The sequence below is a fragment of the Metabacillus sp. B2-18 genome (genome assembly GCF_021117275.1).
In the GTDB taxonomy this organism is placed as follows: Bacteria; Bacillota; Bacilli; order Bacillales; family Bacillaceae; genus Metabacillus.
In genome coordinates this window covers 1,143,640-1,160,983 of sequence record NZ_CP088245.1, presented here as the reverse complement: position 1 = coordinate 1,160,983, position 17,344 = coordinate 1,143,640, and the positions used below count along the sequence as shown (strand labels likewise).

The following is a 17,344-nucleotide window of genomic DNA, read 5'->3' as shown; positions in this document are numbered from 1 at the left end:
TTTAAGTACAATACCTTTATTATAATATTTTGCCCCACAAAAAACATGAATGACGCTGTTTATTGTAAAACAAATTAGCATAGACATGAAAAAGCCTGGAATAGTTGGAGAAAATATCTCATTATTCCAGGCTTTTTTATATTCTACTATTTATTGTTCAACTAATTCCTCTACTGCCGCTTCTAGACCAAGCTGTGCTGCAACTACTTTTTCTAGTGTAGATTGTGGGTTTTTCAATGCTTCTTTGGCAGTTTGTAATGCCTTATGAAATACTTTCCAGCTTTCGTTTGTGTAATCTTTATGGTTTTTATCTTTATGTGTATCATACAGTTTCTGCAATTCTTCCTTATTTACTTCCACTTTATTTTTACCTTTAATAACATCAATACCATCTAAAGTAAATGTACCGCCTTTAACAACAATTTTTGCTGTATGCTTTGTATCTTTAAGGCCTCTAATGTGATAAGAGTTTAGTCTGTCTCCCTTTGCATAAATTCTGAAATCTTCTTCAATCAGAAGATCATCAATATAAACATCGATTAAAGCATCTGGAGTAGCACCAAATAAGTTAAAGCCGGACCCTTCAAAATGAAAGATCATGCTACTCTTAGCGCTATTCGCTTCAGGAGTACTATAAATGTTCACTCCTCTGTAATCCATAAACGTCTCTTTGCGTTCATTATCTTTTAATGATACTTTCAATGTGTGTGGTTTTTCTTCAAGTCCTCTTACAGAATACCTTACGCCTGTTTTAGGATCGACAGCAAAGTCACCTACATCTACTCCATCAAGCTCGAAATTATAAAGTGACTTCTCTCCAGTTCCTGCAAGATAGTCAATGCCTGATCCTGTAAAATTGATTAAGATATAAGGATCATCATCGAAATTCGCCCATGCATTCGTATTGTTAGATCCCCAAGCATTGTTTTTTCTAAATGCATAAACAGTGTTTTCGTTATTCCCTATTTCTGCTTCATCAGATATTTTAACCATATCTCTTGGTCCCATATTCTTAACTGCTAATACCGGATCAGTTGTTGTAATTTCAGCTTTCGTGAAGCTAGTATACTTTTCTTTAGAAACGACTTTAAGTGTGTGTTCTTTATCCTCAAGATTTTCTGCAGACCAAACCATTTGAGTTATCGAACTGTTATTTAAGTAATTTGCCTCTCCTACTAGCTCTCCATCAAGGTAAATATCTGCTGTTCCATTTGATGGATTTGTCTCACCAAATAACCTTATTTCAGTCCCTTTAAATGCTATTTCAAAAGAATCACCTTCTGATCCCCAAGTGTTAGAACCGTTTGATGACCAGCTACCTGAATAAAACACCTTGTTTAACGTCCCTTGAACACTTGTCGAATCTCTGAAACCTACTGTTACCCCATTCCAAACCGGAATATCTGTACTCGCTGTCATTTGTGTACGGTTAAAATGAGCGTAACCAGCTTGAGTATAGTTCCAGTCACCAACATATCCAATCGGGTTCAATGAATCAGAATTTTTAAAAGCTTCTTCCTCTGTATCATATTTCTTACCTTGTGCACTGTCATATTTGTCTGATTGATACGTATAACCTTTTATTGGATCAACACGTAAATTATCGATTAAAGTTTCGTAATAACCAGAACCTAATGCTACTCTACCAGCCATTACAGTTGAATCTTCATCCGTAAACGAGTCAATATCAGCACCATCTAAATAAAGTGTAAACTCGTTTTCTTTTGCTTCAAACGCTAGGTTATGCCACTCTTTATTATTGAAACCTTTAATTGTTCCACTTTTTTCAACTTTACCAAGCTTCAGGATTTCATACCGACCATCAGAAAATACTCGTGCATTGTATGGGGCATGTGAATCTGCTCCACCAGCTTTTACTTGACGCACACCTATAAGCGCATAATTACTTCTACCTTCTACTTCAGGTGTATGAGTATCTAGTAAAAAGTCATAAGAAACCTTATAGTTAACCCAACGATGATCACCTATCGTCGTATTAGGATTACTAGTTGATGCTGAACCGTCTCTACCACCCCAAACGGCCCAATCTGCTCCGATGGTATCAGGTGTCATCATCTGTTGCAGCATATTACCATGTTTTTTGCTGTCTGGAATATTCAATTCAACACGTTCGGCACTTCCACTCGTTTTCTGTTTTGTTGCATTCTGAACAACTTCAAAAGCTCCAATTTGATCTGTTGTATATCTTGGTGTTCCTCCACGACGCTCAACATAATTTCTGCCTTTTTCATCAACAGGATAGTTTTTATATTCAAAATCATCCTTGTAAGGTAAAGGTAAAATCGTGTCTTTTGAAACATCAACAGGCTCTGATTCATATTCAAAATCTTTTACTTCAGATTCTCTATCTAAAGTTGAAATCGTTACGATAGAATAAGGCTTCACTTCAATTTCATATTCTCCGTCCTTTGGTGTGACAGTATTGATATGCTTAAACCAATTAGCATCATAACTTTGTCCATTGTCTGCTCCTCGTGTTTCCCAAACATAAATCGGTGCATCTTCTTTTCCATTTAGGTTTTGGGCTTTTATTTTATATTTGCGAGTTTCTTTCGTGTTATTGGCAAACACTGTTGTATAATCAGCTGATTCTGGATCTTTTAACGTTAAATAGTTATGAGTACTAGTGTCAACGTCTACTCCACCATCAAAAAAGTTACCGTCACTAAATGACGCATCTTTCACATACATCCACCGCTCGTTTTCAGGTGTAGAATGGTCATCATAACCTACAAAATTCATAACATGACGGACTCCTTGTAATCCTCCATCAATTTCATAGAAGCCTGACCACGGATCATATGCACTAATAAGATGCTTTGGATTATACTGAGAGCCTTCATAAAATGCTGCAACAGAAGGTTGAAAATCAAATGAAACAGCGTTTAGTGGGTTATTCGTTGCTCCTGTCCATGAATAGACCGAAATAATTCGCGATGTAACATCAATGATTCCAGCCTTTCCTCCAAGTCCTTTGTAGTTTGGCTCCATATTTTCACGATAACGGGCATTAATCATTGGGGCAATTCCCTCTGATACCCAAACTTCCTTAGGTTTCTTTCCATCATTAATCAGTTTATTTTGCAATTGTGTTAGTTCATTTGAGCCTGTTAAACCATAATGAGAACTAATCACATCAATTTCATCAATCAAATCTGGATGTTCAAGCAATGTACGACTAATTGTCGATGTATCACGATAACCATCAGCAGCAACTAGTTTAATATGTTTATAATCACTTTCGTAATTCGGCTCTTCTTTCATTTTTGAAGTAAAGTATTTAAGCCACTCAAGTTCAATTTTTCCATTGTTATTTTGTGCACGTTCATTTTGGGAGATACCAACATAATCCAGCTTGAAGCCATACTCTTCATACACAGCATCAATCGTTTGTTTATACCATTGATATCGATTCTCGTAATTTCCTGCTGAAGCACCGTTCCAAGAAAATCGTGGCTCCCCCCAACGCAAAATTTCAACTGTAATATCTTCGTTAATCGATTTTGCATCAGCAGCAAATTGAAATCCTGCCCCTCTCAGTACATTAGCAGGCTCATCCTCATATCTCATAGTCGCAGGCTCAGTTCCGGATGAAGAGTTCACATCTCCACCTAACTCTACCTTCACATGCGCTAAACCAGCTCCTGTGTTTTTATTAAAAAGTTTATTCATTATTTCCCAGTATTCTTTAGGATGTTCTTCCTTGTAATCTAACATTAAACGAGATGTATTATTTGCTGTAACTGCTCCAAATCCTTTGAATCGGTTATGTTCATCTACCTTTGTTCCATCGATTGTAATTGTTTTAGTGATGACTTCTGCTTTAGCTTCATTAGTATTCATAAATACACCTGAACCCAAAAGCATAGAGGCGACACAAGATATCCCAATAAGTTTCTTAAATGTTTTTCTCTTCAAAATGCATGACTCCTTTCTGAAAATGAATGGGAGTAATAAATTTAGTCTCTCCTTCTTTAGTAGAAAAATAGTTTCATTTTTTATAGACCATCGAAGCTGTTTATGTATGGCTTCACTAGTAGAGATTAGTAGAGGTAATAGTGGGAGATATGATGGACTAACTATTATGAAACCTTTTTTGATCCCTCCTTTTATGTGAGATGGATATGTTAGCTGTATTGGGGTTTGGTTTCCAATATCAGTTCTAACCTGTTTTAGAAAGTCAGATTAGGAGTAGTGTTTTATTATGTTAGCGTTTTCATTATTTCACATAATTGATTGTTTTTAATGACACTATCTTTACTTGATTTAGTGTTATTTTTACATTATTTATAAGTGCAACACCATAGATAGCTTTCTTGCTTTGATGATTGTCTCTAGGTCAGTGATTATGAAGACCATCTCTCTACAAATTCAACCACACAACGGTCTTCATTCCCTCTATGAAGACCATCTCTCTACGAATTCAAACACATAACGGTCTTCATTCCCTTTATGAAGACCATCTCTATACGAATTCAACCACATAACCGTCTTCATTCCCTCTATGAAGACCATCTCTATACAAATTCAACCACATAACCGTCTTCATTCCCTCTATGAAGACCATCTCTCTACAAATTCAACCACATAACGGTCTTCATTCCCTCTATGACAACCATCTCACCACTAAACCAACCACCTAATAGTCTTCATTCAAAAAAACAAACAAAAAAGCTTCAACTCCCTACCCAGGAATTAAAGCTTTTTTATAACTACCTAATGATGATGCTCCCCACCACCATCCTCTACTACAGCACCTTTCTGAAGAAACTCTAGCTCACTTTCCGAAAGTTCCCCAACAATAAACTGTTTTTGAGGCATAATGATTGAATCATTGCTACTCGCATGAACTTTAATAAAATACAGCCCTTCACTATCTAATTTTTTACTTAACTGATAAGTTCCATTTCCTACTTCTTCAGCTTGCTCCATTTCAAATTTAACAGATCCATCTTGCTTCCATATTTCAAAGTGAACATAGTCTGCTGAAACTACTTTTTCTTCACCCTGAGTAAGAACAACTTGAAATGTTGTATCACTATTTGTTGAAAGAGAATCTGGAATGATAATATCTGCTACCATTGGCTCTTCTTCTTTATACTGCTTCGCAACATCTTGTTTTAGCTCCAGTGAACATGCACTGAGTATTAACATCATAAAAGGAAGCAACAGGATAGCTTTAAATTTTTTCACGGTCACAACACCCTTACTTGTCAAATTATGCATTTAAAAACCTCTTCACAACAGGTATTCTTTGAATGATAAGCAGGTCAATGATCCATACAGCGATTATGGACAAACCAACAAGTGGGAACAAAATACTTAATCCAATGATTAACACAAAAAATGGTCCCATCTTGAACATTCTTGGTGACTTTGGTGCACCCATTTCCTTTTTAGGCTTTCTCTTCAGCCATAAGTAAAACCCGCTAGCCACAACAAGGATAATGCCTAAACAAATGAAAAGACTTAAAAGTTGGTTAAGAAACCCAAATTGAGTCCCTTTATGCAAGGTAATTCCCAGTGCAACCATCTTACCGACAAAACCATAGTGATCATAGCGATAATCTGCTAGAACTGCTCCTGAGTATTGATCAATATGAATCGTAGCTTCATCCTGCGCTTTCGGAGGATAGGCCGACAACGTATATACCCCTTCTTTATCACTTGGAATGTTAATTGTATAAGTTGGATGCATTCCTTCTCGACTTGCAATGTCCACAACATCGTCGATCGAAAGTGGAATAAAGCCTTGCAGATCTGATTTTGGTACATCCATGGTTTCAGCTGCCCACGGTACATCTGCTACATCCTTTGTTTGGATGGTTGATGTTGGAGCACTCCCTACCCAAACAGAAGGTGGATAACCCGTCCCAGCATTTGTTGCAATGGTTTGGAAATTAGTACCCCAGAATCCTGACCAAGGTAAGCCTGTTAAAATTAAAAATAACATGCCTGCTGTTACCCAAAAAGCTGGAACAGCATGTAAATCTCTTCGGAAAATCTTTTTTCCCTTATTAAATCTAGGTATCAATACACCAGCTAAATCTTGTTTCTTTTTTGGAAACCATAAATAAAGTCCAGTTACAATAAGAACAATTGCCCAGCAAGCAGCTAACTCAACTATTCGGTCACCTACTGTCCCAGCCATTAACTCACCATGAATTTCCTCAATTCTATTCATAATCCTGTCTTCACTATTTAACTCTCCGATTACCTCTGCAGTGTACGGATTAACAAACACTGTCAAAGTTTCATTATTAGATGAAATCGTTACTTCACTTGATCTTAAATCACTTTCACCTGGACGATATTTACTCACAACAGCATCAGGATACTCATTTTTCACTGTCTCAATTTGCTGTGTTGCTGATATTTTCTCGCCTTGTGGATTTACCTCGTAATATTCCTGATAAAGCATCTGTTCAATTTGAGGTTTAAATAAATAAACTGCACCTGTAACCGCAAGAATCATTAGAAAAGGGGCAAAAATAATCCCCGCATAAAAATGCCAACGCCAAACAGTTTTATATAGGGATGGATTAGTTTTCTTTATCTTTTGCTTCTTTGTTTTAATTGGGACTGTTTCCATACAAATGATCTCCTTCTTATTTTTGATTATTCTTTAGTCTATAGAAAGAAGAATAACGGCAAATTGTGTGGAAAGAATGAAGTTTTTATATTTTTTTGCATCTATTTTTCTCCAAAGAAAAAGGAGTTGCTACAACAACTCCTTTTTCATTGGGTGATAGTATTAGAAAAGCTTTTCTCAAAAACTTAAACTGTTTTTACCATATGAAGTGTCTGCCATACAGGATCATCTTCAGCTAATATCTCTTTGTAACCTTGAGATTTCCAAAAAGGAATCGCACCGGGTAGAAACGGGTGAGTATGTAGGTATAGAGAACGGTATCCACTTTTCTTACTATAACTAGTCGCCATTTTCGATAAAGCTGTTCCAATTCCTAATCTTCGATAATTAGAATCAATATAGCATTTGACAATTTCGGCTGAATTCGAAAGGTGATAGACATCTTTTAACTGCTGAAAGCGACCATCATATGGTGTTACACCGACCGAACCGATTATTTCTCCATCCTCTGAAACAACATAAAAAAATGCAGCATTCTTTGTCTGAATATAGCTTTTCTCAAAATTGAGTAAATCTTGAGGAAGTTCTTCACCTTTTAACATCGGAAACAGTTCTTGACGCATTTTCATGACAAACTCAATGATATGAGAGTATTCACCTTGTTGTAGCCTATGAATAGTGTAAGGAAAATGATTATGCATTTATGGTAGCTCCTTGTTACTCGTTATTAAGTGTTTGAAACAATATTCGTGAATAAGGATGTTTTAACTTTTCATAATCATGATGACGAAAAGTTTCCACAAATTCTCCTTGATACATAACAACGATGCGATCACATAGTTCTCTAGTTGATCTTAAATCATGTGTAATAAATAAATAAGTTAATTCATACTGCTTTTTTATTTTTTTTAACGTACGGATCATAGACTGTTGTGATTCCTCATCCAAGCTTGCGATCGATTCATCAAATATAATAATATCAGGCTGAGCCGCCAAGGACTTTGCGATACAAACTCGTTGTTTTTGTCCACCACTTAATTGATAAGGATATCTTAATAAGAAAGCTTCGTCTAGATCTACTAATTTTAAAAGAGTCTTACAACTCTCCTCCCAAGTAGATTTTTCAGATGGGAAATAATGTTGTAAAGGCTCTAGCAAGATATCTTTTATTTGCATTTTAGGATGTAAGGATGAAGATGAGTCTTGTAAAACTAATTGTATCTGTTTGTATAGCTCTCTATTTGATATCTTCTTACCGTGGATAGGCTTGCCTTTTAAAAGAATTTGTCCCGAAGTTACTGTTTCTAATCTTGTTATTAATTTAGCTATTGTACTTTTCCCACATCCGCTTTCACCAACCAAACCAATACTGTCCCCTTTTCCTATTTGCAAGTTTACATTGTTAACAGCTTTCATGTATTCTTTTGTACGGAAAAGTGATTTATTTCTTTTTGGATACTCTTTAGTAACTTGCCGTAATTCTACTATCATTGAGCAGTAACTCCTCCGGGATGCATTTGAATAACTCGATCAGCATATTTGGTAATACTTTGTTCATCATGAGAAATTAGTAAAATTGCTAGATTGTATTGTTTTTGCAATTTCTTTAATAATGACAGCACCTTTTCCCTATTTATCACATCAAGAGCCGTTGTTGGTTCATCTGCGATTAATATCTTCGGCCTTAAACTCACCATCATAGCCAGTAGAATTCGTTGACGCATACCTCCACTTAATTCAAATGGATAGGAAGTTAAAATATGGTCTGGTTCTAAAAAACCAACCGTTTCCAATAGTGAATGAAGATATTGCTCGACATCCTTCTTACTCCACTGCTTCTTTTCTTGTAATGTTTCTACCATTTGTTTTCTCACCGTACGAATTGGATTCAAACCATTTAATGAATGTTGAATAAGCAACGATATTTCATGACGTCTTAACTGCTGCCATTTCTTTTCATTTAATTTTTCAATAGGCTGATCTTGATAGTAAATATGTCCATTCGTTATCACCCATTTTGCATCAAGCATACCAACAAGTGCATGTGCTGTGACACTTTTTCCACATCCACTTGGTCCCTTCAATGCAACCATTTCACCTGGATATAATTGAAAATTCACATTACGAATGATTGGGTTTATCAGCTTTTTATCAAAATAAGATATTTCAAGCTGCTCTACACATAAAAGTGGCTTTACATGAGCTGACATATTACACCTCATTTAAAGGATTACGATATTTTTTAAAACGATCACTAATTAATTGACAGGCAAAAACAAATAGAAAGATAGCTAAACCAGGAAAAATCATGACATGAGGAGCAACTTGGAAATAAGCTGCTGCATCATGAAGCATACTGCCCCACTCAGGTGTTGGAGGCTGAGTACCTAATCCGAGAAAAGAAAGACCTGCAATTAAAAGAACAATTTTCCCCATATCTAATGCTCCAAAAACAACAAGACTTGGAAAAATGTCAGGAAATATATAACGTCTCATTATTCGAAAATGCGAATTTCCACTCATCTTTGCAGACAAAATATAGTCCTCCTCACTAGCTTTTATAACAAGACTTCGAACAAAGCGAACATAATTTGTCCAACGAATGATTAAAATGGCAATGATCATATTAACAAGACCAGTTCCTAAGACTCCTAAAACCGTAATAGTTAGAACAATATCGGGAATTGCAAGTATTCCATCAATGAATCTCATAAAAATCTGGTCTATTCTTCCTCGTAAATAGCCTGTAAAAAAACCAATCGGCAAACTAATAAGTAATGTACAAACCATAATAATAAATGCAAATGCAACACTAACTCTTATACCATAAATAATTCGAGATAAAATACAGCGTCCTAGATGATCAGTTCCAAACGGATATATCTCGTTAGGTGATACTAATCTTTTCGAGAGATTCACTTCTAATGGATCATGAGGAGCGAGCAATGGTGCTAAGAAGCCAAGAATAATAATGAAAAGTAATAGGCTGCTCCCCACAACAATGCTCTTGTCTAATGAAAGATCCATTTTTTTCATCCCTTAAGCCTCCTAGCGAATTTTTATCCTTGGATCAAGTGCAGCGTAAATAAGATCCACTACTATATGAAGAGATACAAATAGGAATGAAGTGAACACAACATAACCTTGGATAACAGGATAATCACGCATATTAATCGATTCAACTATATATTTTCCTAAACCTGGCCAGGAATAAATCGATTCAACTATCACACTCCCACCTAACATATAAGCAAAACTAGTACCTAGCATTGTGACAATCGGCAAAAATGCATGTTTAAAAAGATGAAAAATGAAAATATATGTGTTTGAAAGACCTCTTACTCTTGCTGCTTTTACAAACGGTTGATGTGTCAGCTCAAGCATATTCGTTCGAAGAATACGCGCATAAACAGTTCCAACACCTAAGCCGAGAGTTAGGCCTGGTAAAATCAGATGCACAAATGTTCCCCTCCCTATTGAAGGAAGCCATCCATACTGAACCGAAAAAAAATAGATAAATAGAAATCCCAGCCAAAAGGCTGGGATGGAAGAACCAATAATGGCTAACATTCTTCCAATTCCATCTAAAAGTCCATTTGAATAAATCGCCGTAGACACCCCTAGAATAATTGTGATGAAAATCATCACAATTATTCCTGCTGCTGCAAGCTCAAGTGTTGCAGGTAATCTATTTAATAATTCTTCAACAACAGGCTCTTTGGAGACAAAAGATGTTCCCCACTGCCATGTAAAAGCGTCCTTAATCCATTGAATATATTGACTCCAAAAAGTATCTGTTAATCCGAGCTCTTCTCTTAAACGATTTAGCGCTTCTTCAGAAGCCGGTACATTATGTTTAGTTAGCAAAATATAAGCAGGATCTCCCGGAGCAAATCTTAGTAGAAAAAAAGTAAGAGTCGAAACAAAAAAGATGACAAGAAACAGTTGAACGATTCGCTCTATGCCAAAACGTATCATCGTCTTCCTCACTCGCTCACATCAAGCTCTGGATGAATATAATAATATTCAATCGGATGAGGTGTAAATCCTACTACTCCATTTCTAGTACTAAATACTGTTTTTGGATGTACAATAAATGACTGTGGAAGATCTTGATTAATTACTTCCTGAACTTCGATAGCCAGTTCATTACGCTTAGTTGTATCACTCGTTTGGTTTAATTCATCAATCATACGATCTACTGTAGATGATTCATAGTGACTCACATTTGACTCACTAGCAGATTGATAGAAAATATTTAAAAAGTATTGTGGGTCCCCAGTATGAGCAGTTAACATACTGTACATTGATAAATCCCAATCTTCATTCACTAAAGCCTCATCAATATTCTCCACTTGACGAATATTCACTTTTATCCCTTCGTTTAGTAATTCAGCTTGAATCGCTTCTGCCATAACAGTTAATTCCGGTCGTTGTGGAAAGGTTAACATGGTAACTTCAAAAATACTTCCTTGCTTTTCCCACATACCATCACTATTTTTCTTCCAGCCATCTTGCTCTAATAATTGATCAATCGATTCTGATGAAGCTTGCTTCTCAACTTGACCAAATGATAATACTTCTGGAAATGGACTTTTCGCTTCAGTTCCAGCCTCTAACATAATGGAATGAACAATTTCTTCACGTGGAATTGATAAATCAACCACTTTTCGTAGTGTTACATCCTGAAACATTGGAGAATTCATATTAAACATCAACATGTGTGTGCGTAGTGATGGTGCAGTGGAAACCTCAAATCTCTTATCTTTATCCAACACTTTCATGTTATCAACAGGGATATCTGTTGCACCATCAACATCTCCTGATTGAAGAGCCATTAATCGAGAATTTCCATCTGGAATAAAACTAATGATTACTTCAGACAGTAACGCTTTCTCTCCCCAATAATCTTCATATTTCTCAACAATAAGAGATTCATCTTTATTAAATTGTTTAATTGAGAATGCTCCTGTTAGTGCAGGGTAGCTATCCTCTTTATCAAGCGTTGCCACATCAACAATAATCGTTGAAGGATCTGCCAAATGAGAGACCAACGCAGCATTTGGTTGTTTTGTTATAATCTTTAGTTCTAGATCAGAAACAACCTCTATTGATTCAACTTGAAGCAAATCTTTTACCTTTTGATCCTTCTCGATCGAACGAAGCAAAGAGTCTTTTACACTCGCTGCATCCATTTTCTCGCCATTATGAAAGGTTACATTTTCTTCTAGCGTAAATACCCATGTTGTGTCATTTTCTTGCTTCCACTCTTTTGCAAGCCAAGGTGTAGTTTGTAGTTCCTCATCTAACTTAACTAATGTTTCTGCTGTACCTGAACGCATTACCTCCCAGCTATCAATACCATGTGGATCAAGACTTTGAGGACTCCATGGAAAAGCAAGAGTTACATGCTTTTCAGAAGCTAAATCCGAGTTTGATGTTGCTGTCTTTTTCTCATCAGAACAACCTGACAATAAAAGTAGTAAACTACCAATTACGATCAAAAATAGGATAGTCTGCTTTCGTTGAATATTTTTTACCATAATAAATTTAAAACCTCCATTTTGTATATATAAATAAAAAAAGCATCTCCAACCAGCTTAAGCGGTCAGAAATGCTTGTTATTAAACACAGAAAAATACAGAAAAATCTCCATAACAAAATGTTTATGAAAATAGGTTATCAATCTATGAGCACCCTAACCACCTCCCTAGAATTCCCGTAGGTCTATCGGCGATGTAAAAATAGGCAGGTCTCCTGACTTAGGGCATAACGATCAAACCTTCCCAGGTGAACACCCAGTGGTTTATGTAGAACGTTATTTCACATTTAGTGTGAAACCCAATACAGTGGCGGGTCCGTGTCGGCATCTAACCGACTTCCCTTTTAAGCTTATAAAGCAAAATTACTACTTTACTAGCACCTATTTCCAAAGAATATAAAGTTTTTTATAACTTTTTATATTAAATTAGCAAAAGTTTTTGTCCCGATTCTCGACTTTAATATAAGACATGGCTTGCTAAGTGAAATTACTACCAATATAGAGTTAAACCTTACGAAAGTCAATATAGTAATTTCTATTTAATATTTTATTGAACAAGACTTTAGAATGATTTTCATATTAATATAAAAGCTCCATGACCTATACTACAGTTAATCCTACTTCTAAATAAAAAGAGTATAAATTCTCTATGATTGAGGTAATGCTTGTTCCCGAAAATATAATCATAGAGACTTTATACTCTAAATAGAAGTTAAAGTTAATTAAATTATTGTATCTCCTTATAGCTCATTTTTATGTACTTTACTATCTTTATTATGTGGTATAGATACCTCATATTTCCCCTTATTCATATGATAATAGAAATACGCTCCTATTAAAATCCAACCAGCTACCATCACCCATTCATATGGCCAAACTAGTGCAGCAGGCATTCCCGGCATGTATAACAAAATGAATCCTAAACTTAAAATGAGAGCAATCCAACCCACAGCATTTTGCTTTCCAGCCTTAAACGGTCGGTCCATGTTCGGCTCTTTTTTACGCAAAATAATAAAGGATAAAGCTACTAAAAAGTAGGCAACAACGATACCAAGTCCCCCAGCATCAACAATCCAAACGAGTGCTGGTCTTCCTAATAATGGTGCTAATGTTGCTAAAGCACCCAGAAATATGACTGCATTAGAAGGTGTTTTATATTTCGGATGCAAATATCCAAACCAATTAGGCAGCATTCCCGAATTTGCCATGGCATAAATAATACGGCTGCCTCCAATTATAAATGCATTCCAGCTGGTAACGATTCCGCATATTCCTCCGAATATTAAGATATTTGCGAATATTTTAGACCCAAATACAGCTGCCATTGCGTCAGCAGTCGCTAATTGTGTGATACTTAACGCCTCTTGATCAAGCGCCATAGACACGCCAAAAGCAATAGCCAAGTAAAAAACAACCGCACACCCTACTGAAAAAATAAGAATCTTCCCAATATCTTTTGCTGGAATATTCGCTTCTTCAGCAACTTGTGGAATAACATCAAATCCAACAAAAAGAAATGGTACCATGATGAGCACAGTCATGATCCCTCCAACTCCACCAGTGAAAAGCGGCTGAAGATTTTGTGGATCTCCATTTGTCCCTGCTCCAAATATAAGCAATATCCCGATTCCAACAATAAAAACAGTTAAAACAACCTGCATAAACGCTGCTGGCTTTAATCCAAAATAATTAAGCGCCGTAAGCAATATCGCCCCAACAGAGCCAATTAACACCCATGTAAGATAAACATCCCATCCACCTATTGTCCATAAGTAACCAACCTGATAGTTAGGAAGTAAATAATCTATAACAGTTGGAAGGGCAACAGCTTCAAACGTTACGACTGATACATATCCTAATGTGATCGCCCAAGACGCAATAAACGCAGCTTTGCTTCCCATTGCCCGCTCAACATAATGATGCTCTCCACCTACTGCAGGCATTGCAGATGCTAGTTCAGCATAAGTCAAACCAACAAAAGTAACGAGTAATCCCCCTATAACGAAGGCAATAATTGCTCCTACGGAACCTGCTGATACAATCCAATTTCCTGAGAGTACAACCCATCCCCAACCGAGCATAGCACCAATGGCTAAAAATAACACATCAGCCTTTGTTAAGACCTTTTTCAGCTCTTTTTCTTGTTTCATCTCCTTCATCCTCTCGTTCTTTGTACTTTGCTGCATATAAAAGTGGTATTTTGCAGTATCTCAGAATCTAGCTTCTCTTATGTATGGCTTAATGCCCGAACTCCAACGGGCATTAAGCTTTGTCATAACTTTTATGCTTGATTAAACACAACTAACTTCTGCTCAGTCATTTCTTCGATCGTATATTTTACTCCTTCGCGCCCAACTCCGCTTTCTTTTACACCACCATATGGCATATGATCAACACGGAATGTTGGGATATCATTGACCATAACTCCACCAACATGTAATTTTTTCGTTGCCATGAGAGCGGTATGGATATTGTCTGTATATATTCCTGCCTGTAACCCGTATCGTGAATCGTTCACATAGTTTATGGCCTCCTTAACAGAGCTTACCTTGTTAATAAGGACAATTGGAGCAAACACCTCTTGACACGAGACTTTCAGCTTAGCATCAACATCTGTTAGAATCGTTGGCTGCAATACATTCCCTTCAGCAACTCCGCCAGTTAATACCTTTGCTCCCCCTTGCTTCGCTTCTTCAATCCAAGCTAGAGCACGATCAACATCACGAGGACTTATTAATGCTGAGACATCTATTTGGGGATCAAGCGGATCACCTAATTTGAGTTGTTTCGTTGCCTGCACCATTTTCGATACAAATTGCTCATACAATGATTCATGAATATAAACACGTTGCAACGAAATACAAATCTGACCTTGGAAGGAAAAAGCTCCCATCACACAACGATCAATGATTTTATCAAGATTAACACCTTGGTCAATAATTACAGCTGCATTTGAACCAAGCTCCAATGTCACTCGTTTTAAGCCTGCTTTATTACGGATACCAATTCCAACCTCTGGACTTCCAGTGAACGATATTTTTTTCACCCGATCGTCTTTGACAATTTTTTCTCCAACAACAGAACCCTTACCAGTGACAATATTTAAAGCACCATCAGGTAATCCAGCTTCTTTAAAAATATCTGCTAAAAATAAGGAAGATAACGGGGTTTGTTCAGCTGGTTTTAACACCACTGTGTTTCCTGATGCAATCGCTGGACCGACTTTATGTGCAACCAAATTCATTGGAAAATTAAATGGTGTAATCGCACCAATCACACCGATCGGCTCACGAACTGTATAAGCGATCCTGTTTTCTCCACCAACAGCAGCATCAAGTGGTATCGTTTCTCCATGAATACGTTTCGCTTCCTCTGCTGAAAACTTATAGGTTGCAACCGTACGACTCACTTCACCAAGAGCTGTTTTATATGGTTTGGCAGCTTCTGCAGAAATGATTTTAGCCGCTTCTTCTGCACGTGCTTCAATAAGATTTGCCACCTTTTCTAAAATAGAAGCCCGCTGATGTGCTGGCATTTCAGCCATGGTTTCGTTCGTTTGATAAGCTGCAGCAATTGCTTTATCTACATCTTCCTCTGTTGCGGAAGCAATTTCTGCAATTTTTTCATTGCTGTAAGGTGAAAGTAAATCTTTATAAGACTCTGTTCCAACCCATTCTCCATTAATAAATAATTGTTTTTTCATTTATATCCTCCTTATCCTTTTACAGCATCCTTTGAAACTGAAGTAAGCGCGTCATCAAGGATGGAAATTAATGAATCAATATCAGCTTTTGTCATGATTAGCGGTGGGGCAAAAACAAGTGTATCTTGACCATCAAACACAACAGATCGAAGAATGAGTCCTCTTTTCGCTGCTTCATTAACAAGTTGAGGTGCTAACGGTGACTCAAAATGTTCGTTTGTTTGCTTATCTTTTACAATTTCAATTGCCCCCATTAAGCCTAGCCCACGAACTTCACCTATAACGCTATGTTTTTCCTGTAATGATTGAAAGCCTTGAAGCATTTCTTGACCCATAAGTGCCGCATTTTCGATTAAATTCTCACGCTCAATGATTTCTATATTTTTCAGTGCGACCGCACAAGCCATTGCGTGACCGCTGTACGTATAACCATGAAGCAATGTTCCAGTAGATAGTTCTTTAAATTCTTTGTGTAACGTCTCTGAGATCATCACCCCACCTAATTGTGCATATCCGCTTGTTACCCCTTTTGCGAAACACATCATGTCAGGCGATACACCATAATGATCGATTCCAAAATATGTTCCTGTTCGCCCAAATCCAGTAATAACTTCATCTGTTATAAATAGAATGTCGTATTCATCGCAAATTTCACGAACCTCTTGGAAGTATCCATCAGGAGCAATGTGGACTCCCCCAGCTCCCTGAACAGGCTCAGCGATAAATGCTGCAACTGTTTCAGGTCCTTCTTGTTCAATGACATTTCGCAATGATTCTGTTGAAAAATGATCGGCATAATGAAAATCTGGAGCAATTGATGTTGTAAAATCACGAAACGGTTTTAGACCTGTAGCACTTGTAGCTCCCATTGATACTCCATGGTATGACTTTGTTCTAGAAATAATTTTTTGTTTATTCGGCTTTCCTTTTAAGACCCAATAATGACGAGCAAGCTTATAAGCCGTATCATTTGATTCCGATCCACCTGATGTAAAAAATGTTGTTGATAAATCTCCTGGTGCAATCTCAGCTAGTTTTGCTGCTAGACGAATTGCCGGCTCATTACTGAATGTTGCAAAACAAGAGCTAAAAGCTAATTTTTTCATTTGCTCCTTCGCAACATCACTAATTTCCTCACGTCCGTGACCGATATTAACATTCCATAAAGAAGACATTCCATCTATTAACTTGTTTCCCTTCATATCTGTTAAAAAAACTCCGTTACCTTCTGTAAAAATAAACGATGGACCTTCTTTTTGCTGCTGTCCAATCGGTGAGGTTGGATGAAGAAAATGCTTCTTATCTAATTCTGTTAACTCTTCAATTTTGTTAGTATCAATCACGAATAACAACTCCTCTAATAAAATCTATTATTTGCTTTCTACATTGCAAGTTTCATGCCAACTTTTTTTCATTGATTCATAAGGTTAGTTCAATAGGTTTGATTCATTTTCAAATCAAATATGCTAAAATTGATTTATATTTA

12 protein-coding genes and 1 riboswitch are annotated in these 17,344 nt (G+C 36.7%); all 12 genes read right to left on the bottom strand.

Annotation, left to right across the window (positions count from 1 at the left end; genetic code table 11):
• Positions 1–150: 150 nt before the first annotated feature.
• The 12 genes from LPC09_RS05920 to LPC09_RS05865 all read right to left on the bottom strand — a co-directional run bounded on the left by LPC09_RS05920 (position 151) and on the right by LPC09_RS05865 (position 17,201).
• Positions 151–3,939: an S-layer protein gene (locus LPC09_RS05920; RefSeq protein ID WP_231309208.1), complete on the bottom strand. Its 3,789-nt coding sequence runs from the start codon at positions 3,937–3,939 to the stop codon at positions 151–153.
• A gap of 798 nt (positions 3,940–4,737) precedes the next feature.
• On the bottom strand, positions 4,738–5,247 hold the full coding sequence (locus LPC09_RS05915) for a FixH family protein (RefSeq protein WP_231309207.1): 510 nt from the start codon (positions 5,245–5,247) through the stop codon (positions 4,738–4,740).
• On the bottom strand, positions 5,240–6,613 hold the full coding sequence (locus LPC09_RS05910) for a PepSY-associated TM helix domain-containing protein (protein WP_231309206.1): 1,374 nt from the start codon (positions 6,611–6,613) through the stop codon (positions 5,240–5,242). Before LPC09_RS05910 ends, LPC09_RS05915 begins: the two co-directional genes overlap by 8 nt.
• Positions 6,614–6,798: 185 nt before the next feature.
• Positions 6,799–7,314: a GNAT family N-acetyltransferase gene (locus tag LPC09_RS05905; RefSeq protein WP_231309205.1), complete on the bottom strand. Its 516-nt coding sequence runs from the start codon at positions 7,312–7,314 to the stop codon at positions 6,799–6,801.
• A gap of 16 nt (positions 7,315–7,330) precedes the next feature.
• Positions 7,331–8,104: an ABC transporter ATP-binding protein gene (locus LPC09_RS05900; RefSeq protein ID WP_231309204.1), complete on the bottom strand. Its 774-nt coding sequence runs from the start codon at positions 8,102–8,104 to the stop codon at positions 7,331–7,333.
• The gene (locus LPC09_RS05895; RefSeq protein ID WP_231309203.1) at positions 8,101–8,823 is read right to left on the bottom strand and encodes an ATP-binding cassette domain-containing protein; all 723 of its coding nucleotides are present in this window, start codon (positions 8,821–8,823) and stop codon (positions 8,101–8,103) included. Before LPC09_RS05895 ends, LPC09_RS05900 begins: the two co-directional genes overlap by 4 nt.
• Before the next feature lies 1 nt (position 8,824).
• Positions 8,825–9,649 (bottom strand): nickel transporter permease, encoded by an 825-nt coding sequence (gene nikC, locus LPC09_RS05890; RefSeq protein ID WP_231309202.1) that lies wholly within the window; start codon positions 9,647–9,649, stop codon positions 8,825–8,827.
• Between the two features lie 12 nt (positions 9,650–9,661).
• On the bottom strand, positions 9,662–10,591 hold the full coding sequence (nikB, locus tag LPC09_RS05885; protein ID WP_231309201.1) for a nickel ABC transporter permease: 930 nt from the start codon (positions 10,589–10,591) through the stop codon (positions 9,662–9,664).
• Positions 10,592–10,599: 8 nt separating this feature from the next.
• The gene (locus LPC09_RS05880) at positions 10,600–12,156 is read right to left on the bottom strand and encodes an ABC transporter substrate-binding protein (RefSeq protein ID WP_231309200.1); all 1,557 of its coding nucleotides are present in this window, start codon (positions 12,154–12,156) and stop codon (positions 10,600–10,602) included.
• Between the two features lie 187 nt (positions 12,157–12,343).
• Positions 12,344–12,555: riboswitch (cobalamin riboswitch) on the bottom strand.
• Between the two features lie 340 nt (positions 12,556–12,895).
• Positions 12,896–14,305, bottom strand: a complete 1,410-nt coding sequence (locus LPC09_RS05875) for an APC family permease (protein ID WP_231309199.1) — start codon at positions 14,303–14,305, stop codon at positions 12,896–12,898.
• Positions 14,306–14,436: 131 nt separating this feature from the next.
• Positions 14,437–15,858 carry an aldehyde dehydrogenase family protein gene (locus LPC09_RS05870; protein ID WP_231309198.1) on the bottom strand — a complete coding sequence of 474 codons (1,422 nt, stop codon included), beginning with the start codon at positions 15,856–15,858 and terminating at the stop codon, positions 14,437–14,439.
• Between the two features lie 11 nt (positions 15,859–15,869).
• Positions 15,870–17,201: an aminotransferase family protein gene (locus tag LPC09_RS05865; protein WP_231309197.1), complete on the bottom strand. Its 1,332-nt coding sequence runs from the start codon at positions 17,199–17,201 to the stop codon at positions 15,870–15,872.
• Positions 17,202–17,344: the final 143 nt, after the last annotated feature.